A 24,534-nucleotide genomic window follows, 5' to 3' on the forward strand; every position below is an offset into this window, starting at 1 on the left:
CTAATGTCTTCTGTTTATGTCAACACAAGTTACTTTTGCTTTTCCTTCACAATCAGGAAGGCGGCTGTCTGCCGTCGGCAACGGCATCAAGCGCTGCACGCAATTCGGCTACTTTTGCGGATGTGGTTCTTGTTGCGCCGGGCACAGCAAAGCCAAAATTCAGTAAGGTTTCGTCCGTGTCGATTGCGGCGCTGCAAGATGCATGAATTTCGGCGAGATCAGGCAGGGCAGCGGCGATGGCTGCAACTGTGCCCATATTCACGCCAGAACCCGGCATGATGGTTATTTTGTCTTTGGCAGCACGCTGCATTTTAGCAAGGCGTTCAAGACCGGATGTGGCTTTCAAAGCACCGCCTGAACTCAAAATCCGGTTGATTCCAAGCTCAGCCGCCATTTGCACCGCTTCCGCTGTGTCAGGGGTAAGGTCAATTGAGCGATGCAGAGCAATTTCAAGACCATCGGCTGCATTCACCAGCCTTTTCAGGGCTGGCCTATCAAGCTTGCCATCGGGCAGATTGGCGCCAATCACCACGCCTGCGAGACCAAGTGAGCGGGTTGCTGCAATTTCGGCTTCCATGATCTGCAATTCATCTTCCGACCACACGAAACTGCCGGCGCGGGGCCGTATCATTACCATGATCGGAATTGGCGCTTTGGCTGCAAGCTGCATCAGGCCAATGGAAGGCGTCAGTCCGCCGATTGCGAGTGCTGAACAAAGTTCAATCCGGTCTGCACCGCCTTTGATTGCGGCATCAAGACCTTCGGCATCATCAACGCATACTTCCAGTATTATCCGGTTCAAGGCATCCCCCTCAGTTCTTATTGTACTCTACCTTCGCCAGTATTGCGACACTCGCCAATCCCGCCATAGCCCCCATAATGGAGACGGTTCCATAGCCAGCAACGCTTGTGCCAATTGCAAAAAGCGCTGTGCCGATCCCCCCGATTGCTGATGCTGCGTAAATCTTCCATCGTGTGGTGAGGAATGCAAGCCAGACCAGATAGATTGCATAAAGAACCGACGCGACAAAGAAGATGCTGATCTGGCTTTTGCTGCGTCCGATACGCGCCCAGAGCAACATAAGCACCGCTTCAAGGCCGGCAACGAAGCCCATGACCATGCCGACATCTTCAACGGAGCCGCCGCCGCGCCCGGTAATGATCAGCGTGCAGCCATCTGTCGTTGAACGCCTCGGACAGCAGACGATTGTTTACAGCGTGCCGGAAGGCATGAGCGAAGCCTTCTGCATCATTACGCCGGGCACGGCACCTGTCAGCAGCGATGCAGCAAGCAAAATTGGTATCGACGCGCAATTCTGCCATCTGTTTGACCAGAACGGTATTGCCTTTATGCGCCAGGGTGATTTTTCCGATCTGCCTGCGAATTAAACGATCTGAAAATAGATGAGAACGGGGCGGCTGTGACGATGACAGCCGCTTTTTCTTTACGGTCTTTTTGGCTTTCACGCTTCAAAATGTCTGAAGTTTATTTATTCTGCCAACGGTTACCGACCTTTAACTTCGTCAACGACATAGCGAGTGAATAAGAATGACGTTTTCTGTGCTCTCCCCGGATGATCTTGGCCCCACCATTTGCGCTGGCGAAATACTGGTCGAGATCGTTGCAACAACCGTGGGCGACGGCTTTTTCGAAGCACAGCCACTGATTGGTCCTTATCCAAGTGGCGCTCCGGCAATTTTCATTTCGCAATGCGCGCGTATGGGCAATCAGTCCGCTATGGTTGGATGTGTGGGAGACGACGATTTTGGACGTGTGAATATCACGCGTCTTGAGAATGATGGAGTCGATGTTGCGGGCATATCCATTGATAAGGATTTTCCGACCGGTAGTGCTTTTGTGCGCTATCGATCTGATGGGTCGCGCGATTTTGTTTTCAATATTGTACAGTCTGCTGCGTCTCGCTTTGGCTGGACCGCCAATGTTGAAAAGCTTGCGCACCGTGCCGGGCATCTGCACGTCATGGGATCGGCACTGTCGATGCCTGCGGCGCGCGGAGTAATCGAACAAGCGGTTACTATCATCAAGGCGCGGGGCGGGACGCTCTCTGTTGATCCCAATCTGCGTAAGGAAATTAAACAGGATGCAGATACGGCGCAGTTTTTTGCACGGTTGATTTCCATGACGGATCTGTTGCTGCCATCTGGCGAAGAGCTTGAGCTTGCGGCAGGGGTTGAAGGCGAGGCCAACGCAATCGGGCATCTGTTCAAGCTGGGCGTGAAAGAGATCGTACTCAAGCGCGGTGGCGAGGGTGCAAGTTATTTTGCAGCCGATGGGACGCAGCTTCATCAGAGCGCGTTTATCGTTGATGAAATCGATCCCACCGGCGCAGGTGATTGCTTTGGCGGCGCTTATGTTGCTTGCCGCAGGCTGGGTCTGTCGCCCGATGTTGCGCTTAACTACGCCTGTGCCGCCGGTGCGCGTAATGTTACGCGACGGGGGCCGATGGAGGGGGCGGGAACACGCGCAGAACTCGATGCTTTCATGGTTGCAACCAAGCGCAGAACGTGACGGGCACTTGCCCAACACTTTTGTACGAACGTTGCCGATGAGGATTATGCTTTAAGGAATAGGGACCAGATTTTTTCTTTGTTCATTTTTTAACGCGCTTCCAAGCGACGCTTAAACGCTGTTTTAAGCATATTTATCGGTGCATAGCCTGCGAATGAGGAATGATTATCCAAATACGACGTCAATTGGTCAATTGTCGTCGAATTTGGTTTTTTTCTTGCGCTTTGGATGCTAAGTCGCTCTCGCGATCAATGTCGACAACCTTATATGGCGAATTCATCAGCATAGCCGAAGCCTGGAAGCCCCCAACATGACTGCACGTCTTTCATTCGCGCGTGAGCGTATCAATGTTCTTCTTCTCGAAGGTATCAACCAGTCTGCTGTCGATTATTTCAAATCGTCCGGCTACACCAATGTCGTTCATTTGCCAAAAGCACTGGACAAGGCTGATCTGATTGAAGCAATTTCGTCCGCACATATCGTGGGTATTCGCTCGCGCACGCAGCTCACCGATGAAGTGTTTGCAGCAGCGCAGCGTCTGATTGCCGTCGGATGTTTTTCGGTAGGCACCAATCAGGTTGATCTGAAAGCAGCGCGTAAGCGCGGTGTCCCGGTTTTCAATGCGCCTTTCTCGAATACACGCTCCGTTGCCGAGTTGGTGATTGGCGAAATCATCATGCTTATGCGGCGCATTTTCCCGCGCTCCACTTCTGCGCATAGCGGCGGCTGGGACAAGAGTGCCACGGGCAGCCGCGAAGTGCGTGGCAAGACGCTGGGCATTGTTGGCTATGGCAATATCGGTTCCCAGGTTGGCAATCTGGCTGAAAGCCTCGGTATGACGGTCCGCTACTTCGACATGACCGACAAACTGCAATATGGCAACGTGATCCCGACCGAAACACTTGATGAGCTGCTTGAAATTTCGGACGTGATCAGCCTGCATGTGCCATCGAACAAGTCGACGGCCAAGATGATCACCGAAGCCAAGCTGCGCAAGATGAAGAAGGGGGCTTTCCTCATCAACAATGCGCGTGGTTCTGTGGTCGATCTGGAAGCACTCGCCAAGGTTCTCAAGGAAGGTCACCTCGCAGGGGCTGCGATTGACGTTTTCCCGGTTGAGCCAGCATCCAACAAGGATCCGTTCGTTTCGCCGTTGCAGGGGCTGGAGAATGTCATTCTCACACCGCATATCGGTGGCTCCACCGAAGAGGCGCAGGAGCGCATCGGCATGGAAGTCAGCCGCAAGCTGGTGGAATATTCCGATGTGGGTTCGACGCTCGGTGCGGTCAATTTCCCACAGGTGCAATTGCCTGCACGTCCAAACGGCACGCGTTTCATGCATGTGCATGAAAACCGTCCGGGCATTCTCAACAGTTTGGTCAATATCTTCTCATCGCATAATATCAACATTATCAGCCAGTTTTTGCAGACCGATGGCGAGGTTGGTTATGTCGTGATTGAGGGGGATGCAATGGAAGATCATGCTGACGAGGTTCTTCAGGCTATGCGCGAGATTCCGGGCACAATACGCACTCGTCTGCTTTACTAGAGCACATTCCGAAAAGCCCGAAGCGGTTTTGCGTGGGATAATGCGTGGAAACAAACCGATAGAGCATTTCCAATGATTCAATCAAAACAGGAAATGTTCTAGGCGTCAAACGCTTGCGGTCATGCCGCCATCAACATGAAGCACCTGGCCATTGACGAAGGAAGAGGCGCTGCCGCTAAGATAGACCGCAGCGCCGACCAGTTCTTCGACATTCCCCCAGCGGCCCGCCGGTGTCCGCTTTTCCAGCCAGCCGGTGAAGTCAGGATTATCGACCAACGCCTGATTGAGTGGTGTTTTGAAGTAGCCCGGTGCAATTGCATTGATCTGGAGCCCGTGTTTGGCCCAGTCGGTTGCCATGCCGCGTGTCAGGTTGCGCACGGCACCTTTGGTTGCGGTATAGGGCGCGATTGACGGGCGGGCGAGTTCGCTTTGCACGGACGCGATATTGATGATCTTGCCGCGTTTGCGACCGATCATATGACGCCCAACAGCCTTGCCGACATAGAAGACACTTGAAACATTGGTTTCCAGCAGTTGCAGCCATTTGTCTTCCGGGAAATCCTCAAGCGGAGCACGATGCTGCATTCCCGCATTGTTGATCAGAATCTCAATTGCGCCGATGTCGCGCTCGATAGCATCGACGCCTGCTTTGACGGCTTCACGATTAGTCACATCGAAGGTGGAGATATGCGCTTTATGACCTGCATCTTGCAGGATCTTCACCGCAGTTTCGACTTTGGCCTGATTGCGGCCGTTGATGACGACCTCCGCGCCATGTTCCGCCAGACCTTGTGCGAGCGCGAAGCCAATGCCCTGACTTGACCCCGTTATCAGCGCCAGTTTTCCCGACAGGTTGAACAGCGGAAATGTCATAAGTTTCTCCCAGATATTCAGACGCATGAATGGTATTTGGTACGCATATTCTTGCTTAAATGCTATCGATAACAGACACAAAGTTGAACAGCGGGAGAACCCCAAAACGGCGTTTTAAAAAATCGATATGCGGTTTTTTCCGTTTTTCCGCATGAAAATATGCTTAAGGCTTTCGAGATTGCAGGAGCATCGCACCCGGCCCATGAAAGTTCAGTTGCGCTTTCAAAGTCTGATACTCAAAATGCCAATTAAATGAATAGTTTGATCAGTCGGCTTGAGCCGGATAGCAAGGCCATGTAAGGAGGACCTTGGGAGCAAGAGGAGGAACTGATGAAGATTACCGCACTGGAAACTGTGCGTGTGGCAGAGCGCGCCAATCTGCTGTGGGTTCTTGTTCATACGGATGAGGGGATCACCGGACTTGGCGAAACATTTTTCGGTGCGGAAACTGTTGAAGCTTACATCCATGAATATGTTGCACCACGGGTTATTGGCCGCGATCCACTCGAAATAGACCGTCTGGCATCTGACCTTGTGGGCTATGTCGGCTTTCGCTCATCTGGAGCGGAAGTGCGCGGCAACTCGGCCTTTGATATCGCCTTATGGGATATCTTCGGCAAAGCGACAAACCAGCCAATCGCGCAGCTTTTGGGTGGGTTCACCCGCCGCGAAATCCGAACATACAACACCTGTGCAGGCACGGAATATATCAAGAAAGCGACGGGTCAGACCACGGGCAATTATGGCCTTTCAACCGGTCGTGATTATGATGATCTGAATGGCTTTCTGCACAGGGCAGATGAATTGGCCCACTCTCTTCTTGAAGAGGGCATCACGGCCATGAAAATCTGGCCTTTTGATGCTGCTGCGGAAAAAACGCGCGGTCAATATATCGCATCGTCGGATATGAAAGCAGCGCTTGAGCCTTTTGAAAAAATCCGCAAGGCCGTTGGCGATCGCATCGATATTATGGTGGAATTCCACTCCATGTGGCAGCTTTTGCCCGCGATGCAGATCGCAAAAGCGCTGACGCCTTATGGCACTTTCTGGCATGAAGACCCCATCAAGATGGACAGTCTCTCCAGTCTCAAACGCTATGCAGACGTTTCTCCTGCGCCCATTTCCGCATCTGAAACGCTGGCCTCGCGATGGGGCTTTCGCGATTATCTTGAAACCGGCGTTGCGGGCATTGTCATGCTGGATATTTCCTGGTGCGGCGGATTGTCGGAAGCGCGGAAAATTGCGTCCATGGCTGAAGCGTGGCATCTGCCTGTTGCCCCCCATGACTGTACTGGTCCGGTGGTGTTGTGTGCTTCGACCCATCTTTCGCTCAATGCGCCGAACGCACTGGTGCAGGAGAGTGTCCGTGCCTTTTATCGGACCTGGTATCGCGATCTTGTCACGGCTTTGCCAGAGGTGAAGAACGGCATGATTACGGTGCCGCCCGGCCCGGGTCTTGGTATGGCATTAAACCCGGAGCTGGACAAAGCATTCACGGTAAGCCGCCGGGTTTCAGATACAGCCTCGATATAAGGTCGAGCAATTTAACTTACAGTCATGATCGGAGGCTCCATGTCTGCCACCACGCAACCACACCACGGCGGTAGCGCCATGCCAGCAATCGCCGGACCGGCTATTATGCTTATCGGCATGCTGATGTTTTCATTAAACGATGCAATGGGTAAATGGCTTGTCGCCAGTTACAGCGTTGGTCAGGTTATTCTCATTCGCAGCGTTGCGGCGCTTATAATTTTGGCGCCCTTTCTTTGGCGGGCTGGGCTTCAACCCATTGTGAGAGCAGAAAAACCTTTGCTGCAAGCAGCACGTGTTTTCTTTTCGACCTTGGAGGTCTTTGCGTTCTACTATGCGGTCATGTATCTGCCGCTGGCTGATGTTATGACATATTGGTTGGCCGCTCCGATCTATGTGGCGGCGGCTTCGCCTTTTCTGCTTGGCGAAAAAGTTGGCTGGCGTCGCTGGACAGCCATTGGTATCGGTTTCGTGGGGGTGATTATCGCGCTTAATCCTTCCAGTGCCATGTTTACCGCGCCCGCAATTATTTCAATTCTCGGTACGATTGCCTTTGCTTTCATGATGGTCTCAGGCCGCAGCCTACGCGCCACACCGGACAAGACGCTGGTTTTCTTTCAATTAATGGGTGCGCTGATCGCGGGCTTCATTTTTGCGCCGTTTGACTGGCGGCCGATGGAAACGTCTACCGATCTTGCACTCATGCTGCTTTTGGGAATCGTTGCGATGGCTGCGCATATGCTCGTTAATCGCGCATTGAAAATATCCGATGCGGCAACAGTCGCTCCGTTGCAATATACGCTTTTGTTGTGGGCTGTGCTGTTTGGCTGGATGTTCTTTGGAGATGTTCCGAGAACAAGCATGATGATCGGCGCAGTGCTCATCGTGGGATCAGGGTTGTTCATCTTCTTCCGTGAACAACGGGTAAAGCGGGAAGCCTGAAAGCGTATTCTTTATCTTTCAAAAACTTCTCAATGAAAAAAGCCCGCGGTGAATGAACACTGCGGGCTTTCCTTTTTGCATTGGTGCTTAGATTTACTTGCGCAGATCAGCGAGGATGCTCTGAACGCGGTCAACGATATCCGGGCCGATGTCAGCCTTATGCTTTTCGTAGATCACCTGAGACTTTTCGAGGATGCGGGCATGTTCTTCGGGCGTGATCGTGTTGAATTTAACGCCAGCCGCTTCGATTTTTGCCAGCGACTTCTTGTTCAGTTCGGCAATCACGCTGCGTTCGACATCGCGACCAACGCTGGCACATTCCTTCAGAGCAGCCTGTTCTTCAGGAGAATAGGTGTTGAAGATGGGCTTGGAGAACAAGAAAAGAAATGGTGTGTAAGCGTGTTTTGTTTCGGAAACATATTCCTGCACTTCATAAAATTTAGAGGTGTCGATTGTCACATAGGGATTTTCCTGTGCATCAATCGCCTTTGTTTCCAGCGCGGAGAAAACTTCACCAAAGGCCATTGGAGTGGCATTGGCGCCAAAATTTTTGAATGTATCGAGGAAGATATTGTTCTGCATAACGCGAACTTTCATACCTTCAAGATCTTCCCATTTGTTGACTGGGCGCTTGGAGTTGGACAGGTTGCGGAAGCCGTTCTCCCAATAACCCAGATTAACCAGACCTGCTGCATCGAGCTTTTCATTCAGAAGATCGCCGAATTCACCATCCATGACGGTATAGGCTTCTTCAGCGTTGGCGAACAGGAACGGAAGATCGAAGACGCCGAGTGCTGGAACAATGCCAACCAGAGGCGAAGAGGACGTGACAACGGCTTCCTGAACGCCAGAACGCAGAGCCTGCGTTGCCTGAAGATCACCGCCTAAAGCGCCACCCCAGAATGCGGTCAGCTTCAGCTTTCCATCCGATTTTTCATCAAGACATGCCTGCATTGCCTTGATGCCATCGCCAACCGGGTGATCAGCATTGATGCCATTGGAGACGCGGATATTGCGGCTCTTGAATTCAGCCTGCGCTGGTGCAATGGCAAACGTTGCAACGGCAGAAACCAGTGCGGTTGTTGCGATTAGGAATTTTCTCATAAGTATCCTCCCAGAGTTATAGAAAGTAGAAGAAACCAGTGGCTCAATAGAGCCAGCTGGCAGGAACAAGAACGAGACTTGGGAACAGAACCAGAAGGAGCAATACGCAAATCTCGGCAATCAAGAACGGAAAAACGCCTGTTATGACACGACCGAGCGGCACGCGGCCAACGCCGGAGACGACGTTCAGCACAACACCAACCGGTGGTGTGAGAAGGCCGATAGATGTGTTCATGATAAAGAGAACGCCGAAATAAACAGGGTCAATACCTGCTTTTTGGATAATCGGCATCAGAACCGGCGTTAAGATCAGAATCGTGGGTGTCAGATCAAGTGCTGTACCCACAACCAGAACCAGAAGCATGATCACGAAGAGCAACAAGGTCGGACGGTCGATCAGTGGTTCGATATAATTGCTGATCTCAGCCGGAATATTCGCTGCTGTAATAAGCCAGGCAGACACGAGAGCCGCGCAGACAAGGAACATAACAACAGACGTTGTTTTCGCGGCTCGAAGAAACACGTGACCAAGATCGGTAATCTTGAGTTCGCGGTAAATGAACATGCCCACAAAGAGGGCGTACATGGCCGCAACGACCGCCGCCTCAGTGGGCGTTACAATTCCGGCCCGGATGCCACCCAGAATGATGACAGGCATGCCAAGTGCCCATGCAGCGCGACCACTGGCTTTCAGGCGCTCTTTGCCTGAAACGCGAGGAAGAGTTTCGACTTTGTCCTTCCGGACAACCAACAGCCAGGTGATGATGAGACAGATTCCCATCAAGATGCCGGGGAAGATGCCTGCCATGAAAAGTTTGGTGATGGAGACATTGGCGGCGACACCGAAGACAATGAAGGCCATTGAAGGTGGAATGACCGGCGCAATAATGCCGCCTGCAGCAATAAGGCCGGCAGAGCGAGGAACATTATAACCCGCCTTGGCCATCATCGGAATGAGAATGGCAGCAAGTGCTGCAGTGTCGGCAGCCGCAGAGCCGGAAATCGACGCCATGATGATGGCCGCGAAAATGGCGACGATGCCCAATCCACCGCGAATATGACCAACGCAGGCAATTGCAAAATCAATGATCCGGCGGGACAGGCCGCCTGAGTTCATCAACTCACCAGCGAGAATGAAGAAAGGGATCGCCAGCAGTGTGAATGTATCAGCGCCTGCAATCATGTTCTGCGCAATGATCTGCGTATTGAACATGTCCATGTGCCACATCAGCGCGACACCACAGAGCATAAGTGCAAAAGCGACCGGTACGCCGATGGCCATGGCGCCGACGAGCGATCCAATGAATACGAGAAGAGTCATCAGGCACGCTCCGAGAGTTTTTCAATGCTAGTATGTTCACCCGCGAAGGCAGAAATTTCGTCTTCGGTGATGCGGCCCGTTACAATGCGGAACAGTCTTTCAAGCGAAATCAGGAAAATGCCGGCGCCCGTGAACAATCCGATGCCGTAAACCCAGCCCATGGAAAGACCGCTCACAGGCGCGACCATGGAGGCGTTGATTGGTAGTTGCTGCCAGGTTCCCCAAAACAGGACCGCCGAAACGCCCAGAATGATCAGGTTGGAAAAGCCCATGAGAACAATTCTGCCGGTTCGCCCAAAGCGTGAAACGACCGTTTCCACACCCATATGCAGGTTTTCACGGTGTGCAACGACGGCACCAATAAAGGTCAGCCAGACAAAAAAGTATCGGGACATTTCATCGGAAATGGCAATGCCTGAATTCATGCCATAGCGAAGGACAACATTGATGAAAACCATCAGTGCCATGCTTGCCAGCGCCAAAATCATAAGCAGCGCCAGAAATCGGAAAAACAGATCAGTTAGCTTCTTGATCATGACATCATGCCTTTTGTATTCGGCGCAGAGACGCGGTCGAACAGAATAGCATTTTGCACATTGGCAGGCAAAATTCTGAGTGCACTCAGCGAATGCTTTGAATTCAAGCGACCCTCCTCCCGATAGCCTCCCTCCAATGGAAGCTACAATTATTTGTTTCCTGTCTCCGGCACAGGGAAACATACGACTCAACATTTAGCGACAAACAGGTCGCTTGCTGGCCTTCTCCTCCACATGGAACAAGGCTATGCTCATCTTATAAGACAGCGGCCTCCAAAACCGACGCTGCCTTATTGTCAGGATGTCTGACAACCGTGCCAACTGTTTTAGTTGGAGTTTGTTTCCCTGTCCAGAACTGAAATTACGTGTTCAGTGATCGTCTGTTAAAGCTTAACTTTAAACGGTTGTCTGCGTTATCAGCGGGCCCGCAAAAAACATCGATAGAGATTGACCGTCGCTCCGCGCTTCGCAGCAACGCATGCAGGCAAAGGTTCCCCACATATTATGTGCGCAAAGTCCGCCCGCATGCAGCGCGCCTGTGTATATTCTTCAGGCGCTTGCTTGAGAGTTCACAGGAAAGCTCAATTGGCAGCCCGGATTCATCACGTGAGCCGGATCAATTGCAGTCTTGATCTTGCTCAGCAACTGCCTGCGAATATCAGGCAGGCGTTTTTCAAAATCTGGACGCTTCAGACGGCCAATCCCATGTTCTGCGCTGATTGAGCCTTGGTAACGTTCGAGCACATCATTGATGATGTTTTTGGCTGCATAAATGCAGGCATCAATCTCTTTGCGATCAAGCATCATGGGCGGCAGAACATTGAGGTGAACATTGCCGTCGCCAACATGACCGTAAGACACGCAAATGCACTCTGGAAGAGAAGCATAAACGGCAGCTTCTGCGTCACGGACAAAATCGGCGAGGCGCGACAATGGCACAGAAACGTCTGTCCGCAGATGTGGCCCACGCTTGGCCTGACCTTCATTCATTCCTTCGCGGAACAGCCACAGTTTACGGGATTGGTCATGCGAAGTTGCAATAACCCCGTCCACAACAAGACCATCCTGCATGACGTTTTCAAGAAAGCGCTGCATGAGGTCTTCAATATCGATCAGGCCGGAGCCGGAAATTTCCATCAGCACATAGGCCGGGTAATTTCCATCCATCGGTAGGGCCAAATCCGGCATTGCTTCGCGTGCCAGAGTGAAGGCAAGAGGTGGCATGAACTCGAATGCCGACATCAAGTCGCAACAATCATATCGTGCGCGGCGATAGAGCGCGATCGCATCATCAAGAGAATTCAGTCCGAGCAGCGCGGTCGTGACCTGTTCAGGATGCGGCATAAGCTTGACGGCAACGGCTGTAATGATGCCCAAAGTGCCCTCAGCGCCAATGAACAGCTGCTTCAGGTCTATACCGCGGTTATCTTTGCGCAGCGTTGAAAGGCCATCGAAAATGGAGCCATCCGGTAGCACAACTTCCAGACCGAGGACGAGTTCACGCGTCATGCCATAGCGCAGCACATTAATGCCGCCTGCATTGGTGGACACATTGCCGCCAATGCGACAAGACCCCTGTGCGCCCAGCGCAAGTGGAAAGAACATTCCAGCCGCTTCAACCCTGTCCTTGAATTCCGACAGAATGCAGCCAGCCTCGACGACTGCCGAAAAATCATCGGCATCAATGCTGCGCACCGTTGTCATGCGCTCAAGGTTTAGAACAACCTGCGTTGCTGGGGAATCGGGTATTGCGCCAAGCACAAGACCGGTATTGCCGCCTTGCGGGACAATGGAAAGTCCACGCGCGCTCACCGCTTTTACGCATGCGGACACATCTTGTGTGGAGCGCGGACGCAGCACCGCAAGAGCACTGCTAATCACATCATCGTGCCAGTCCCGGCAATAGCGATCCATATCGTCGCCGCACAGAACAAGGTCTGCTCCCAATTGAGCGACCAGCGCCTGCACATGATCTGATGCGATGTCAGCGGCGCTCGTTGGTCTGATTTCCAGTTGCATGATTCCTCCAGCCGCCTGCCTGCCTTGTTCGATGATGCAGAGGGCAAATTCATTATTTTGGTTTTCAAGCGCATGATATAAGGTTATCAGACAACCTTACAAATACTTTTTCGGGCTTGTGGTGTTGGAGCACACAGAATCGAATAAGACCTGTCGTGGAGGAGAAGACAATGCATATTATGATTATAGGCGCGGCAGGTATGGTCGGCCGCAAGCTGTCGCAGCGATTGGTTAAAGATGGCGGCCTTGATGGCAAGTCAATCGAAACACTGACGCTGGTCGATGCCGTAAAGCCGGAATCGCCTGCAGGTTTTACAGGCAAGGTCAGGCTTGAAAGTGGCGATTTTTCTGTACCCGGCACCGCTGAGAAGCTGATCGAAACACGCCCAGATATCATTTTTCATCTGGCGGCCATTGTTTCGGGTGAAGCAGAGCTTGATTTTGATAAGGGATACCGGATCAATCTCGATGGCACGCGCCTTCTGTTTGATGCCGTTCGCCACGCGCACATGGAAGACGGTTATTTTCCGCGCATTGTTTTCACGTCTTCGATTGCAGTTGTCGGCGCGCCGCTGCCGTTTCCTATTCCCGATGAGTTTCACCTGATGCCACTAACCAGTTATGGCACGCAGAAGGCAATCTGCGAGTTGCTGTTGTCGGATTATACGCGGCGCGGCTTTTTCGATGGCATTGGTATCCGCTTGCCGACGATTTGCATTCGTCCGGGCAAGCCCAATGCCGCCGCATCAGGCTTCTTCTCGAATATCTTGCGTGAGCCCTTGATCGGGCAGGAAGCCGTGTTGCCCGTATCCGAAGACGTTCGTCATTGGCATGCTTCGCCGCGCTCTGCCGTTGGCTTTCTCATTCATGGGGCGACGATGGATCTTCAGCGCGTTGGAGCGCGCCGCAATTTGTTTATGCCGGGTCTTTCCGTCACCGTCGGAGAACAGATCGAAGCATTACGCCGTATCGCCGGTGAAAAAGCGGTCGCGCTTATTCGTCGCGAGCCGGATGAGATGATCATAAAGATGTGTGCGGGATGGGCGCCGGGTTTTGAAGCCAAGCGCGCGCGTGCGTTGGGCTTTGAGGCAGAAACCTCATTTGACCAGATTATTCATGCTCATATTGAGGATGAGCTTGGAGGTTCGCTTTGACGCGCAAGATTGCTTTCCTTGGCACAGGCCTTATGGGCGCGCCAATGGTTCGACGCCTGCTTGGTGCTGGTTATAGCGTTTCTGTGTGGAATCGCGACAACACAAAGGCCGAGCCCTTGGCCCAAAAGGGTGCGATTGTCGCCACAAGCGCTGTTGAAGCAGTCAAAGACGCCGATCTGGTTTTTACAATGCTCTCCGATGGCAAAGCGGTCGGCGCGGTGCTGTTTGATGGGGGCGTTGCAGCCGCGCTTAAGGCGGGTGCCGTTGTCATTGATACTTCGTCTATCGCTCCACCGATTGCGCGGGAACATGCGCAGCATTTGAATGCAATGGGTATCCGGCATATTGATTGCCCTGTTTCCGGCGGGACTGTCGGAGCAGAGGCAGGAACCCTTGCACTCATGGCTGGTGGTGATGGGGCACTTGTTGAAGAACTGGCGGATGTGTTTGCAGCTCTTGGCCGTGTTACGCATGTCGGGCCTTCGGGTGCGGGGCAGATATGCAAGCTTGCCAACCAGCAGATTGTTGCAATCACCATCGGTGCCGTTGCTGAAGCCATGATGCTGGTGGAAGCCGGTGGTGCGGATCGCGGCAAGTTTCGCGATGCCATTCGTGGTGGCTTTGCGGAAAGCCGCATTCTGGAACTGCATGGCAAACGCATGGTAGAGCGCAGTTTTGAGCCGGGTGGACCTTCACGGTTACAATTGAAAGATCTGGATGCAGTCGCAGCAATGGCTGAAACTCTGTCCCTTGAGTTGCCGCTGACCGAGGGAGTTCGTGATGAATTCCGCGCATTTGTAGAATCCGGCCATGGGGAAAAGGACCACTCAGGCTTGTTGATGTATTTGGAGAGGCTCAACAATCGTGAGCGGGAGGAAGACCAATGAATGATGATCGAAACACGCCGCGTCGACTACGCTCTCAGGATTGGTTCGATAATCCCGATCATCTGGATCTGACAGCGCTCTATCTTGAGCGCTTCATGAATTATGGCACCACGCCTGAAGAATTGCGTTCGGGCAAGCCAATCATTGGTATTGCCCAGTCTGGCAGCGATCTCAATCCCTGCAATCGACATCATCTTGATCTTGCAAAGCGTATCCGGGACGGTATCCGGGACGCGGGCGGCATTGTCATTGAGTTTCCAAGTCATCCGCTGTTTGAAAACTGCAAGCGCCCGACGGCAGCGCTGGATCGAAATCTGGCCTATATGACGCTGGTTGAAATCCTCTATGGATATCCGCTTGATGGCGTTGTGCTGACAACGGGTTGCGACAAGACCACCCCATCCGCTTTGATGGCCGCTTCGACTGTTGATATTCCGGCAATCGTGTTTTCGGGCGGACCTATGCTTGATGGCTGGCATGAGGGCAAGCTCGTAGGCTCCGGCACGGTGATATGGCAGTCGCGGCGCAAATATGCAGCGGGTGAAATTACCAAAGAAGAATTTCTTGAAGCAGCGCTGAGTTCTGCGCCGTCCGTCGGCCACTGCAATACGATGGGAACGGCATCGACGATGAATGCTATGGCAGAGGCGCTTGGCATGTCGCTTACAGGTTGCGCTGCCATTCCGGCGGCCTATCGTGAGCGCGGCCAGATGGCGTACCGCACAGGCCGCCGCGCGGTCGAACTGGTGCTGGAAGACATCCGTCCATCCAGTATTCTGACGCGCGCATCATTCATCAATGCGATCAAGGTCAATTCGGCGATTGGCGGTTCAACCAATGCGCAGCCACATCTGATGGCGATGGCAAAACATGCCGGTGTGGAACTGAGGCCAGAAGACTGGCAGGATGAGGGGTTTGACATCCCGCTGCTTGCCAATATCCAGCCAGCGGGTGAATATCTGGGTGAGAAATTCCACCGGGCGGGCGGTGTTCCGGCAATCATGTGGGAACTGCTCTCGGCGGGAAAGCTTGACGGGTCCTGCGCAAGTGTTACCGGAAAGACGATTGCCGAAAATCTCGAAGGTCGACAAGCTTCCGATCGCGATGTGATTTACCCTTATGCACAGCCGCTCAAGGAGCGTGCGGGCTTCCTTGTCATGAAGGGCAATCTGTTTGATTTTGCCATCATGAAAATGAGCGTTGTCTCACCGGAATTTCGCGAACGTTATTTGTCTGAACCGGGCCGCGAGGGTGTTTTCGACGGTCGTGCCATCGTTTTTGACGGATCAGAGGATTATCATCAGCGCATCAATGATCCTGCGCTCGATATTGATGAGCGCTGCATTCTGGTCATCCGGGGCGCTGGTCCACTCGGCTGGCCGGGTTCTGCCGAAGTCGTCAATATGCAGCCACCGGATCACTTGTTAAAACGTGGCATTACGAGCCTGCCAACGATCGGGGACGGTCGCCAATCGGGAACAGCGGACAGTCCGTCCATTCTTAACGCTTCACCGGAAAGTGCTGCGGGCGGCGGTCTGGCTTGGGTGCGCAATGGCGATATCATTCGCATCGACTTCAATGAAGGCCGGTGCGATATGTTGGTGGATGATGCCGAGATTGCACGCCGAAAAGCAGACGGCATTCCAAAAACACCGGCGGATGCCACGCCATGGCAGATGATCTATCGGCAGACCGTCACCCAACTCGCCGATGGCGCAACAATCCGCGATGCGGAAAAATTCCGCCAGCTCTCGAAGACACCTCCTCGGCACAACCATTAATCGACATGGTTCGCCATTTGGTTCTTAAGAGCATTTCCAGCAAAAGTGCGAAGCGGTTTTGCGGGGCATAATGCGTTAAAACAGATATTTAGAGCGCCGATCTGATTCAATCAGACGGCGCTTTAAGCTTTTCGATGTGTCCCAAAGCCTGACCGACATCCTCACCCCGCTCAGGTCGGATTATGCTCCCATCACCCATGGTATGACTGGACGTCACACGTGAGATGCGGATGCGTTTGACGGTTTTACCCTCTCCAACCTCCATCCATTGCACAGCGGCATTTTGGTCTGTGTCATTGAGCAGTGCTATGATGTCGAGCCCGCGATGCTGGAGTTCACGCAGTGCGCGGTTTGGCAATAGTCGGGACAGGAATTTCAAGGGGGCAGCGGGTAGTTTGAATTGTTCCACGCAGATGCCGTCAACATATTTCTCGATAAGGATGAAGTTCATGGAACGACCTTTCTACGTTCGTTATAAACGGCCTTCTTATGGCCAAAGAGGAAGCCTGGATCAGGTAGGATCACGGCCACTATATGCAAAACCATAAGCGCGGTTCGGGGAATCGTGCTGTAGGAGTTGTTTGAAACATCCCCTTGAAGATGTTGATAGCTCAAAACACGCGCTTTCGCCCATGAGGTGCGGGTCCACAGGTTGATGACCAGACTTGTGTGGTCATTTCAGCGCTCTTCGTCCGAAATTCTCAATCAGATAATCGATGTGGTGGGCATTGTTTGCAATTCGCTTCCAAAGCCAAACCATCAGGCAGCACATGAGCCCCCACGCGATGATAACGTCTGAAAGAAAATGGGCTCCAAACATGACACGATTAAACGATGCAAATAATAGAATGGGTGTGAGAATAGCCACGCTTGTCGCGCGCCATTTTGCCGGTATCAATACGATTATTGCAAGTGTTGCAGCCGCAGTCGCCGCTTCCCCTGAAGGGAATGAACAATTACGACCGCATTGAGCCGCATATTGTCAAACAGGCGTAAACTCAAACGAGCCGCCAAATTCAACCAAGCTGCGTGGCCGCGCACGTCCCATGAAATTTTTGAGAATCTGCACTGTAAGAAATGGCCCCATAAGAAACGTCAAAATGACGAAAAAAGCCTTGTGGGGGGGAAAGAGCTTAAACTTTCGCGGCTTAAGAGCGTAAAGAAATATGAGCACACACATCAGAACGAGCAGGTAGATCATCGCGCGGCGGTTGGCGTTGCGTATTGCCAGCAGGATTGAATTTTCCGACAGCGGAAAGGTGTGGCCAGTTGCAAAAAAGCGTGTAACTGCCAAATCAAACGCAGGAAACATAATAAAAATGAGACTGGATGCCAGAAGAAAGCCGATAGCACGCGTCGTGTAAGCGGACAGCCATCTGTGCTGGGCAACATCCGCCCGATAAGAAATATCGCTGCCGCTGGAAACAAGATTGTGCATTTCGATAGCCTTGCAAAATTAACATGGCCACGACTTGTACCCCGATTGTCAAGAAATGATGGAGGACACATCTGTCTCCTGTCAAAGCACAACAGCAGATCTGCATATCTGTTGTTTGGAAATTGCTTGTTGACCTTTTCTCCGGCATAACGCGTCCTGAAACATAGACTATAATAGAAGTTCGGAGCCCAAGGTGGAAAACAGCCTCATTCTGGTCGTCGAGGATGAGCCGGAAATCGCGCAAATTCTATGTGCTTATCTGGAACGGGAGGGATATCGGACGGTTCGCGCAGCTGATGGTGAAACAGCATTGCAACATCATACACTTCTCTCGCCAGATCTCGTTTTACTCGATGTGCGGCTCCCCAAAATGGATGGCTTTACCGTGCTTGGCCGTTTACGTCAGGCTGAAAACACACCCGTTATTATGATAACTGCACTGGCAGAGGATCTGGATCGGCTCAGTGGGCTGCGCTTGGGAGCGGATGATTATATTGTGAAACCGTTCAATCCGCAGGAGGTTGTTGCACGCGTTAAAGCGGTGCTTCGCAGAACCAACGCAGCCTTATCAGAGACGGTGCGCCGTTTCGGCAATTTCGAAGTCGACTTCAAGGCATATTCGGCTTTTGTACACACAGATGAAAGGCGTGTCCCCTTACAGCTCACCCTGAGCGAGTTTCGTATTCTCGCTTACATGATCCGCAGGCCGACGCATGCTTTTGAACGAGCCGATATTCTGGACGCCTGCTTGCCGGAAAGTGAAGCGCTTGAGCGGACGGTCGACACCCATATTTCAAATCTGAGGCGGAAGCTTGAAGAGCTGGGCCAGACTGGCTTTTTTTCGGCGGTGCGGGGTATCGGTTACCGCTTTTGTGATCCAAAATGAGGCTTCCTGCTCTTTCACTCGCTACACAGACAGCCGTCATTATTGCTGCGATGCTGCTGCTCAGTGTCGGATTGGCTTACGTAGGTGTTAATTGGTATTCGTCCTATCTTGAGGAAAGTCTGTTACAGATACTGCCAAGCGGTGCGGCGAATGCCTACCGGGACTTGAATGCGGGTGTATTGCCTGACACAGCGGGCCTCAAAGAGCTATTTGAATCACTCAATGGGCTTTCCGAACCTTTAGATTGGCATCTTTACGTTTCAGTTCTGGTATCCGGCCTGCTTTCAGCACTGATCTGCAGTGCGATAGGGATCTATTTGGCGAGAAGAATTGCGCAGCCACTTGAACAGTTAACAGTGGTTGCTGAAGCTTTGAAGTCGGGCGATTTTTCGGTCCGAATGACGGGTTCTCATAAGAGCACCATAGAAGTGTCGAGCCTTATTGATAGCTTCAATGCACTTGCAACAAGCCTACAGGATATGGAAAACAGGCTGCAATTCAATAACATGGCCGTTGCACACGAGTTGCGCACGCCGCTCACGATTTTGCGCGGCACAATGCAGGGCATGGTTGATGGCGTTTTTCCGATGGAAAAGAAGGCTTTGGAAAATCTTCTTTTGCAAGCTGAAGGATTGTCGCGAATTGTCGAAGACCTTCGAACATTATCCCTTGCAATCGGCCAGAAACTTGTCATCCACACCGAGCGGATAGAACTTTCCGGACTGATTGAAGGTGTTCTGCATTCTGCAAAGCCAATGTTTGATACAAGTCATATTGCGGTTGAAACGGCGCTGCAGCCGGTTGTTGTATCGGGAGATTCTCAGCGTATCCGACAAGCAATCTTGGCGCTTCTTGAGAATGCTTGCAGATATGCAGAAACGGGCGCGAGCCTGCGATGCGAAATAGACAAGCTGGATGATGGTTTTGTCGCAATTCGAATCCTGGATCGTGGTCCCGGCTTTCCAAAGGATATGTGTGGCGTTGAAGTGAAACCATTTTGGCGCGGGGAAATATCGCGATCGCGAGCCACTGGCGGAACAGGGCTGGGGCTTTCAGTGGTTCAGGCGATCGTGATCGCTCATGGCGGAAAGCTGGACCTGCAAAATAGATCTGGCGGCGGCGCATCGGTGTCGATCATTCTTCCGGGCCATGGTGACGATAACGTGGCTTGACGGTGTTTTCGCGTGAAGTTTGTCATGGCGAGAACGGGTATATTTTCCAGCTGTTAGAGCATAAATCCCATCGCAATGAAGCGGGTATCGATCAGATTAGCCGTTTGGCCTCATAGTTGGGGCAAATCTCACCCATATTGACTGGTATGGTAGTATGGTATAAGCAGAAAATGAGGAGATTAAATCATGCAGAGCCCATTGGTGCGACCAACGCATGTCAGTGTCGTGGATCAGCTTTACGCAACATTGCGGGCTGCCATCATTGACAATTTATTGTCGCCGGGCACGCGGATTTCGGAAGCTGATGTGGCTCAACAATATGGCGTCAGCCGCCAGCCCGTACGCGAAGCTTTTATTACGCTTGCCAATGAAGGCTTGCTCGAGGTTCGCCCTCAGCGAGGCACGTTTGTTGCAAAAATTTCACTGCAAGCGGTTATGGATGCCCGTTTCGTTCGCGAGGCTGTCGAGGCGGACATTGTGAAGCTTCTGGCCCAATCGCCTGACGAAGCGCTTGTCACAGAACTGCGTGCATTGCTTGTTCGTCAAGAAGAGCTCATCGGCGGATCGGCTCGCGATTTCATGGATGCAGATGAAATATTCCACCGCACACTTGCTGAAGGCGCTGACAAAGGCAAAGCCTGGCGGGTGGTGGTTGAAATGAAGGCCCAGATGGATCGGGTGCGTTTTCTTTCAAGTATGCATTTTCCTGTTGCGCGCCTGATCGCTCAACACCGTGAGGTGGTTGATGCCATTGCCGCAGGAGACGTGGCGAGAGCCGAACAATTCATGCGGCAGCACCTTCAGGGGATTTTGATTGATCTGCCTGTCATCAAGCAGGAGCGGCCCGAGTATTTTCTATAGTGCCGGAAAACAACGGCGCTGAAATCATTCCAGAGGAGGAAAGAATGAAGTTTCGATCTTTTAAACACATAGCAGCAACCTGCGCCATGCTTGCCGTGATGGGCGGGACCTCGTTTGCACAGGAGGTCACGCTTAAACTTGGTCATCTCGCCAATGAAGAAAACATCTGGCACAAGGCTGCGTTGAAATTTGCAGATGAAGTCAAGTCCCGCACCGAAGGACGGGTGGCGGTCGAAGTTTATCCGAATGAATCGCTCGGCAAGGAAATCGACGTCATCAACGGCATGCAGCTCGGCACTGCCGATATGACCATCACCGGCGAGAGCCTTCAAAATTGGGCACCGAAAGCCGCTTTGCTGGCTTTGCCATATGGATACAAGTCGCTTGAGCATATGGACAAGGTTGCATCCGGCGATATCGGCAAGCAGATTGAAGCCGAAATTATTGAGAAGGCGGCTATTCGACCGCTGACATATTTCGCGCGTGGGCCGCGCAACCTTTCAGCCAATCGTGAGATCACGAAGCCTGATGATTTGAAGGGCTTCAAGGTTCGCGTACCAAATGTGCCAATTTTCGTGGCTGCATGGCAATCGCTGGGTGCCAACCCCACCCCTATGGCTTTCTCGGAAGTCTTTACCTCGCTTCAGAACGGCACCATCGAAGGGCAGGAAAATCCGCTTGCTCTGTTCAAGTCGGGTGGCTTTTATGAAGTTCAAAAAGTCGTCAACAAGACTGAACATGTTCGCTCGTGGATTTATCTCACCATATCAGAGCGTAGCTGGAACAAATTGTCGGAAGCTGATCAGGCCGCTTTGCTGGAAGCTGCCAAGATCACACAAGCCTACGAACGCGAACTGTTTACCGCTGACGAAAAAGCACTCGTTACCGATCTCGAAGCACATGGTGTGAAATTCGTTGACGTCGATCAGGCCGCTTTCGCCAACAAGGCGAAAGATGCCGTCATCGCGTCTGTGCCGCAGGAAATCCGCCCATTGGCCGAACAGGTTTTCAACGACTGAGATAAAGGCTCTGCCGGATTAAATCCGGCAGCTACCCTGTCGAGGATACCATGACAAAAGCATTCAAAGGATTGGAGGGCGTATTTCGCCTTCTGATACTCGCAACATTTCTTGTGCTGATCGGCGCTGTTCTGCTGCAGGTTTACGCACGCACCTTCCTGAGCACGGCTCCCGTCTGGACGGAAGAGCTGACCCGGTTCTGCCTGCTCTATATAGGTGCGCTCGGCGCTGGCCTTGCCCTGCGCAGCGGCGATATGGTCAATGTTGATCTGATATGTGAGAGCTTGCCCGGACGGTTGCCCTGGCTGTTGCGACTGGTCAGCGCAATCTTGACATTGGTGTTTGCAGTCATCCTTTTGCCCGCCGCATGGGACTACACCACCATTGGCAGCCGTCAGACGGCACCTTCTCTGGGCTGGAGAATGGATATCATCCACGCCTCGCAGCTTATTTTGTTTGTTGCCCTGATCATTTGGGCGCTGATGCGTATCATTGAGATGCTGACAGGCCGCCATGATGGGCGCCCCATCCCCAATTCGGAGGAAAACTGATGGGTCTGACCCTTCTTCTTGGCACATTTGTGCTCGGTCTGGTCATCGGTCTACCCGTGGCCGTCACATTGGGCCTGTCTTCAATGGCCTATCTCCTGTTTGCTGATATTCCGCTCGTTGTCATTCCTCAGAAAATGTATGCCGGGATGGACAGTTTCGTGCTGCTCTGTATTCCGGGCTTTATTCTGGCAGGCAATTTGATGAATTCCGGTGGCATTACGGAGCGTATCATTCGCTTTGCCAACGCTTTGGTTGGATGGATGCGCGGTGGACTTGCGCAAGCCAATATCGCAGCCTCCATGCTTTTTGGCGGCATTTCCGGCACTGCGGTTGCCGATGTTGCATCCGTTGGCGGCATGATGATCCCCGGCATGAAAAAAGTCGGATATCCTGCCTCTTTCTCGGCAGCTGTGACCGCTGCATCATCCACAGTCGGTCCAATGATCCCGCCGAGCGTTCCGATGATTATTGTCGGCTCGCTCTCCGGGCTTTCAGTCGGAAAACTGTTTCTGGCTGGCGCAGTTCCTGGTTTGCTGATGGGTTTTGCGATGATGGTAACAACCTATTTCATCGCAAAGAAAAAGAATTTCCCGCGTGAAAGCTGGAAGGGCGTTCGGGAGTTGTTCACGTCGTTCACTGGCGCGATCTGGGCTATTGCAATGACTGCGCTGATCGTCGGCGGCTTGCTGATCGGGATAACCACACCAACCGAAACTGCTGTGGTGGCATGTCTTTATGCAGCACTCGTGGGCCTGTTCATCTATCGCGAACTGCCGGTAAGCCGTATTCCCAAAATCATTATCGACAGTGCAATCAGTTCTGCCGGCATTCTGGTGCTGGTAGGCACTGCAAATGTTTTTGGCTGGATTTTGGTTGCAGAGCGCATTCCCCAGACACTGGCCAATGCAGTTCTTTCGTTTACGGACAACAAGTTCGTTGTGATTTTGCTGATTAACATTTTGCTTCTGTTCGTTGGCATGTTCATGGAAACGATTGCCGCGCTGATCATCCTGTTTGTGCCTTTGCAGGCACTGGCTATCGCCGTCGGTATTGACCCCATTCACTTTGCCTGTTTTGCAGTGTTGAACCTGATGATCGGTCTGACGACCCCTCCCGTCGGTGTTTGCCTGTTTGTGGCGTCAAATATCGCACGACTCCCTCTATCACCGGTGATCAGAGCGATTATTCCCTACATCATCACCAATATTATCGTTCTTCTCATGGTCAGCTACTTCGCGCCTTTGGCGACATGGTTGCCCAACACTTTGATGCCTTGAGGTTGTGATGACGGAGCAATCGGTAACACGTGTCGTTTGCCTTTATGCGCAGGATGATTTGCGCATTGAGAACAGGCCGCTCGAAACACCGGGGCCAGGTCAGGTCCTGGTCGCAATTCAGGCTGGCGGAATTTGTGGATCTGATCTGCATTACTGGCTGGAAGGCGGTATCGGAACCATTCGTGTTCGCGAGCCGATCATCTTGGGGCATGAGGCATCCGGGCGCATCGAAGCGCTCGGTGAAGGGGTGACGGGTCTGAGGCCTGGCCAGCTTGTGGCCTTGAACCCGTCCCAGCCTTGCGGTGCGTGCCGTTTTTGCCAGCAGGGCCTTGCGCGCCACTGCACTGCGATGCGGTTTAAAGGTTCTGCAATGTATCTTCCGCATCAGCAAGGCATGTTTCGCGACAGGATCGTCATTGAAGCGGATCAATGCTTTGCCGTGCCTGATGACATCGATCCGGGTGCTGCCGCTTGTTCAGAGCCGCTGGCTGTGTGTTTGCATGCAGCCAATCGGGGTGAGGCAATTGCCGGCAGCCTGTCCGGCAAAGTCGTGCTGGTGACGGGAGCGGGCCCGATTGGCGCGCTTTGTGTTGCCGTGGCAAAAAAGCGGGGCGCTTCCGAAATTATCGTGACAGATATTCAGGACGCGACACTGGCGATTGCTGCAAAAATGGGCGCTGATCACACAGTCAATATTGCGGCCAATCCAACCGGCCTTGACCGATGGAAAGATGATAAAGGCAAGGTTGATCTCGTGTTTGAGTGTTCCGCCGCAGCTCCTGCAATCAATGATGCAATTTCGTGTTTGCGTCCACTCGGCACGATGGTGCAAGTGGGTGTTGCAGGGCCAACAACCATGCCATTGAATGTGATGGTTGGTAAGGAAATTCAGTTTATCGGTTCGCAGCGTTTTGATACCGAATTCGCTGATGCTGTGCAGCTTATCGGATCGCGCGCAATTGACCCACGCCCAATCATTACATCCACTTTGCCTGTGACCGATGCGCTTGCCGCATTTCGTGCGGCAACCGACCGTTCCCAATCGGTCAAGGTTCAAATTACTTTTGCCGCTGCATCTGCACGGCACTGAAAACAGAGAGACGA

The 24,534-nt window shown here is 52.5% G+C and carries 25 protein-coding genes; 15 read left to right on the forward strand and 10 right to left on the reverse strand.

What is annotated here, in order from left to right; genetic code table 11:
• Positions 1–52: 52 nt before the first annotated feature.
• Both VBH83_RS14350 and VBH83_RS14355 read right to left on the reverse strand, forming a co-directional pair.
• Positions 53–802 (reverse strand): copper homeostasis protein CutC, encoded by a 750-nt coding sequence (locus VBH83_RS14350; RefSeq protein ID WP_265985930.1) that lies wholly within the window; start codon positions 800–802, stop codon positions 53–55.
• A 10-nt stretch (positions 803–812) separates the two neighbouring features.
• Positions 813–1,121 (reverse strand): hypothetical protein, encoded by a 309-nt coding sequence (locus tag VBH83_RS14355; protein ID WP_265985929.1) that lies wholly within the window; start codon positions 1,119–1,121, stop codon positions 813–815.
• On the opposite strand from VBH83_RS14355, the gene VBH83_RS14360 reads away from it, so the two are divergent.
• From VBH83_RS14360 to serA, 3 genes are all read left to right on the forward strand, one after another.
• On the forward strand, positions 1,114–1,389 hold the full coding sequence (locus tag VBH83_RS14360; RefSeq protein ID WP_265985928.1) for a hypothetical protein: 276 nt from the start codon (positions 1,114–1,116) through the stop codon (positions 1,387–1,389). The two genes, VBH83_RS14355 and VBH83_RS14360, sit on opposite strands and share 8 nt — an antisense overlap.
• Positions 1,390–1,549: 160 nt before the next feature.
• Positions 1,550–2,530: a sugar kinase gene (locus VBH83_RS14365; RefSeq protein WP_265985927.1), complete on the forward strand. Its 981-nt coding sequence runs from the start codon at positions 1,550–1,552 to the stop codon at positions 2,528–2,530.
• A 310-nt stretch (positions 2,531–2,840) separates the two neighbouring features.
• Positions 2,841–4,079: a phosphoglycerate dehydrogenase gene (gene serA, locus VBH83_RS14370; RefSeq protein ID WP_265985926.1), complete on the forward strand. Its 1,239-nt coding sequence runs from the start codon at positions 2,841–2,843 to the stop codon at positions 4,077–4,079.
• Positions 4,080–4,184: 105 nt separating this feature from the next.
• Here serA and VBH83_RS14375 read toward each other — a convergent pair whose 3' ends face one another.
• Positions 4,185–4,952, reverse strand: a complete 768-nt coding sequence (locus VBH83_RS14375; RefSeq protein ID WP_396998337.1) for an SDR family oxidoreductase — start codon at positions 4,950–4,952, stop codon at positions 4,185–4,187.
• A gap of 330 nt (positions 4,953–5,282) precedes the next feature.
• Here VBH83_RS14375 and VBH83_RS14380 point away from each other — a divergent pair, with 330 nt between their 5' ends.
• Together VBH83_RS14380 and VBH83_RS14385 are read left to right on the forward strand one after the other, a co-directional pair.
• Positions 5,283–6,485: a mandelate racemase/muconate lactonizing enzyme family protein gene (locus tag VBH83_RS14380; RefSeq protein WP_265985924.1), complete on the forward strand. Its 1,203-nt coding sequence runs from the start codon at positions 5,283–5,285 to the stop codon at positions 6,483–6,485.
• A gap of 39 nt (positions 6,486–6,524) precedes the next feature.
• Positions 6,525–7,424, forward strand: a complete 900-nt coding sequence (locus tag VBH83_RS14385; RefSeq protein WP_396998340.1) for a DMT family transporter — start codon at positions 6,525–6,527, stop codon at positions 7,422–7,424.
• 93 nt (positions 7,425–7,517) lie between these two features.
• Here the strand turns inward: VBH83_RS14385 and VBH83_RS14390 are convergent, their stop codons facing one another.
• The 4 genes from VBH83_RS14390 to VBH83_RS14405 all read right to left on the reverse strand — a co-directional run bounded on the left by VBH83_RS14390 (position 7,518) and on the right by VBH83_RS14405 (position 12,404).
• The gene (locus VBH83_RS14390; RefSeq protein WP_265985923.1) at positions 7,518–8,528 is read right to left on the reverse strand and encodes a TRAP transporter substrate-binding protein; all 1,011 of its coding nucleotides are present in this window, start codon (positions 8,526–8,528) and stop codon (positions 7,518–7,520) included.
• A gap of 43 nt (positions 8,529–8,571) precedes the next feature.
• Complete coding sequence (locus VBH83_RS14395) at positions 8,572–9,849, reverse strand: TRAP transporter large permease (protein WP_265985922.1); 1,278 nt, start codon at positions 9,847–9,849, stop codon at positions 8,572–8,574.
• Positions 9,849–10,385 (reverse strand): TRAP transporter small permease, encoded by a 537-nt coding sequence (locus tag VBH83_RS14400; RefSeq protein ID WP_396998342.1) that lies wholly within the window; start codon positions 10,383–10,385, stop codon positions 9,849–9,851. The genes VBH83_RS14395 and VBH83_RS14400 overlap by 1 nt, the downstream gene beginning before the upstream one ends.
• A 549-nt stretch (positions 10,386–10,934) precedes the next feature.
• Positions 10,935–12,404 carry an FAD-binding oxidoreductase gene (locus tag VBH83_RS14405; protein WP_265985921.1) on the reverse strand — a complete coding sequence of 490 codons (1,470 nt, stop codon included), beginning with the start codon at positions 12,402–12,404 and terminating at the stop codon, positions 10,935–10,937.
• Positions 12,405–12,574: 170 nt separating this feature from the next.
• Here VBH83_RS14405 and denD point away from each other — a divergent pair, with 170 nt between their 5' ends.
• The 3 genes from denD to VBH83_RS14420 are packed head-to-tail and all read left to right on the forward strand — an operon-like array spanning position 12,575 to position 16,226.
• On the forward strand, positions 12,575–13,558 hold the full coding sequence (denD, locus tag VBH83_RS14410; RefSeq protein WP_396998345.1) for a D-erythronate dehydrogenase: 984 nt from the start codon (positions 12,575–12,577) through the stop codon (positions 13,556–13,558).
• The gene (locus tag VBH83_RS14415) at positions 13,555–14,445 is read left to right on the forward strand and encodes an NAD(P)-dependent oxidoreductase (protein WP_265985919.1); all 891 of its coding nucleotides are present in this window, start codon (positions 13,555–13,557) and stop codon (positions 14,443–14,445) included. Before denD ends, VBH83_RS14415 begins: the two co-directional genes overlap by 4 nt.
• Positions 14,442–16,226, forward strand: a complete 1,785-nt coding sequence (locus tag VBH83_RS14420; protein ID WP_265985918.1) for an IlvD/Edd family dehydratase — start codon at positions 14,442–14,444, stop codon at positions 16,224–16,226. The genes VBH83_RS14415 and VBH83_RS14420 overlap by 4 nt, the downstream gene beginning before the upstream one ends.
• A 106-nt stretch (positions 16,227–16,332) precedes the next feature.
• Here the strand turns inward: VBH83_RS14420 and VBH83_RS14425 are convergent, their stop codons facing one another.
• The 3 genes from VBH83_RS14425 to VBH83_RS14435 all read right to left on the reverse strand — a co-directional run bounded on the left by VBH83_RS14425 (position 16,333) and on the right by VBH83_RS14435 (position 17,664).
• Positions 16,333–16,677 carry a hypothetical protein gene (locus VBH83_RS14425; protein WP_265985917.1) on the reverse strand — a complete coding sequence of 115 codons (345 nt, stop codon included), beginning with the start codon at positions 16,675–16,677 and terminating at the stop codon, positions 16,333–16,335.
• A gap of 222 nt (positions 16,678–16,899) precedes the next feature.
• Entirely contained in the window at positions 16,900–17,124 is a 225-nt protein-coding gene (locus VBH83_RS14430; protein ID WP_396998348.1) for a phosphatase PAP2 family protein, read from the reverse strand.
• 84 nt (positions 17,125–17,208) lie between these two features.
• Positions 17,209–17,664, reverse strand: coding sequence for a hypothetical protein (locus tag VBH83_RS14435; RefSeq protein ID WP_396998350.1), 456 nt, complete (start codon positions 17,662–17,664; stop codon positions 17,209–17,211).
• Positions 17,665–17,857: 193 nt separating this feature from the next.
• On the opposite strand from VBH83_RS14435, the gene VBH83_RS14440 reads away from it, so the two are divergent.
• From VBH83_RS14440 to VBH83_RS14470, 7 genes are all read left to right on the forward strand, one after another.
• Positions 17,858–18,550, forward strand: coding sequence for a response regulator (locus VBH83_RS14440; protein ID WP_265985915.1), 693 nt, complete (start codon positions 17,858–17,860; stop codon positions 18,548–18,550).
• Positions 18,547–19,722, forward strand: coding sequence for an ATP-binding protein (locus tag VBH83_RS14445; RefSeq protein ID WP_396998352.1), 1,176 nt, complete (start codon positions 18,547–18,549; stop codon positions 19,720–19,722). The genes VBH83_RS14440 and VBH83_RS14445 overlap by 4 nt, the downstream gene beginning before the upstream one ends.
• Positions 19,723–19,908: 186 nt before the next feature.
• Entirely contained in the window at positions 19,909–20,583 is a 675-nt protein-coding gene (locus VBH83_RS14450; protein WP_265985913.1) for a GntR family transcriptional regulator, read from the forward strand.
• Between the two features lie 44 nt (positions 20,584–20,627).
• Positions 20,628–21,602: a TRAP transporter substrate-binding protein gene (locus VBH83_RS14455; protein ID WP_265985912.1), complete on the forward strand. Its 975-nt coding sequence runs from the start codon at positions 20,628–20,630 to the stop codon at positions 21,600–21,602.
• Positions 21,603–21,652: 50 nt separating this feature from the next.
• The gene (locus tag VBH83_RS14460) at positions 21,653–22,153 is read left to right on the forward strand and encodes a TRAP transporter small permease (protein WP_265985911.1); all 501 of its coding nucleotides are present in this window, start codon (positions 21,653–21,655) and stop codon (positions 22,151–22,153) included.
• Positions 22,153–23,430, forward strand: coding sequence for a TRAP transporter large permease (locus VBH83_RS14465; protein ID WP_396998355.1), 1,278 nt, complete (start codon positions 22,153–22,155; stop codon positions 23,428–23,430). Before VBH83_RS14460 ends, VBH83_RS14465 begins: the two co-directional genes overlap by 1 nt.
• 7 nt (positions 23,431–23,437) lie before the next feature.
• A complete protein-coding gene (locus VBH83_RS14470; RefSeq protein ID WP_396998357.1) occupies positions 23,438–24,520 on the forward strand; it encodes an L-idonate 5-dehydrogenase in 1,083 nt (360 codons plus the stop codon).
• Positions 24,521–24,534 lie beyond the last annotated feature (14 nt).

This window comes from Ochrobactrum sp. S1502_03 (assembly GCF_044435015.1).
Lineage (GTDB): Bacteria > Pseudomonadota > Alphaproteobacteria > Rhizobiales > Rhizobiaceae > Brucella > Brucella chromiisoli.

Bases quoted from the DNA above. Each gene is read 5' to 3' on its own strand.
- VBH83_RS14360 (WP_265985928.1), top strand. From the start codon at position 1,114: ATGACCATGCCGACATCTTCAACGGAGCCGCCGCCGCGCCCGGTAATG.
- denD (WP_396998345.1), top strand. From the start codon at position 12,575: ATGCATATTATGATTATAGGCGCGGCAGGTATGGTCGGCCGCAAGCTG.
- VBH83_RS14455 (WP_265985912.1), top strand. From the start codon at position 20,628: ATGAAGTTTCGATCTTTTAAACACATAGCAGCAACCTGCGCCATGCTT.
- VBH83_RS14445 (WP_396998352.1), top strand. From the start codon at position 18,547: ATGAGGCTTCCTGCTCTTTCACTCGCTACACAGACAGCCGTCATTATT.
- serA (WP_265985926.1), top strand. From the start codon at position 2,841: ATGACTGCACGTCTTTCATTCGCGCGTGAGCGTATCAATGTTCTTCTT.
- VBH83_RS14365 (WP_265985927.1), top strand. From the start codon at position 1,550: ATGACGTTTTCTGTGCTCTCCCCGGATGATCTTGGCCCCACCATTTGC.
- VBH83_RS14435 (WP_396998350.1), bottom strand. From the start codon at position 17,664: ATGCACAATCTTGTTTCCAGCGGCAGCGATATTTCTTATCGGGCGGAT.
- VBH83_RS14385 (WP_396998340.1), top strand. From the start codon at position 6,525: ATGTCTGCCACCACGCAACCACACCACGGCGGTAGCGCCATGCCAGCA.
- VBH83_RS14375 (WP_396998337.1), bottom strand. From the start codon at position 4,952: ATGACATTTCCGCTGTTCAACCTGTCGGGAAAACTGGCGCTGATAACG.
- VBH83_RS14355 (WP_265985929.1), bottom strand. From the start codon at position 1,121: ATGGTCATGGGCTTCGTTGCCGGCCTTGAAGCGGTGCTTATGTTGCTC.
- VBH83_RS14425 (WP_265985917.1), bottom strand. From the start codon at position 16,677: ATGAACTTCATCCTTATCGAGAAATATGTTGACGGCATCTGCGTGGAA.
- VBH83_RS14420 (WP_265985918.1), top strand. From the start codon at position 14,442: ATGAATGATGATCGAAACACGCCGCGTCGACTACGCTCTCAGGATTGG.
- VBH83_RS14400 (WP_396998342.1), bottom strand. From the start codon at position 10,385: ATGATCAAGAAGCTAACTGATCTGTTTTTCCGATTTCTGGCGCTGCTT.
- VBH83_RS14470 (WP_396998357.1), top strand. From the start codon at position 23,438: ATGACGGAGCAATCGGTAACACGTGTCGTTTGCCTTTATGCGCAGGAT.
- VBH83_RS14460 (WP_265985911.1), top strand. From the start codon at position 21,653: ATGACAAAAGCATTCAAAGGATTGGAGGGCGTATTTCGCCTTCTGATA.
- VBH83_RS14390 (WP_265985923.1), bottom strand. From the start codon at position 8,528: ATGAGAAAATTCCTAATCGCAACAACCGCACTGGTTTCTGCCGTTGCA.
- VBH83_RS14395 (WP_265985922.1), bottom strand. From the start codon at position 9,849: ATGACTCTTCTCGTATTCATTGGATCGCTCGTCGGCGCCATGGCCATC.
- VBH83_RS14465 (WP_396998355.1), top strand. From the start codon at position 22,153: ATGGGTCTGACCCTTCTTCTTGGCACATTTGTGCTCGGTCTGGTCATC.
- VBH83_RS14405 (WP_265985921.1), bottom strand. From the start codon at position 12,404: ATGCAACTGGAAATCAGACCAACGAGCGCCGCTGACATCGCATCAGAT.
- VBH83_RS14380 (WP_265985924.1), top strand. From the start codon at position 5,283: ATGAAGATTACCGCACTGGAAACTGTGCGTGTGGCAGAGCGCGCCAAT.
- VBH83_RS14450 (WP_265985913.1), top strand. From the start codon at position 19,909: ATGCAGAGCCCATTGGTGCGACCAACGCATGTCAGTGTCGTGGATCAG.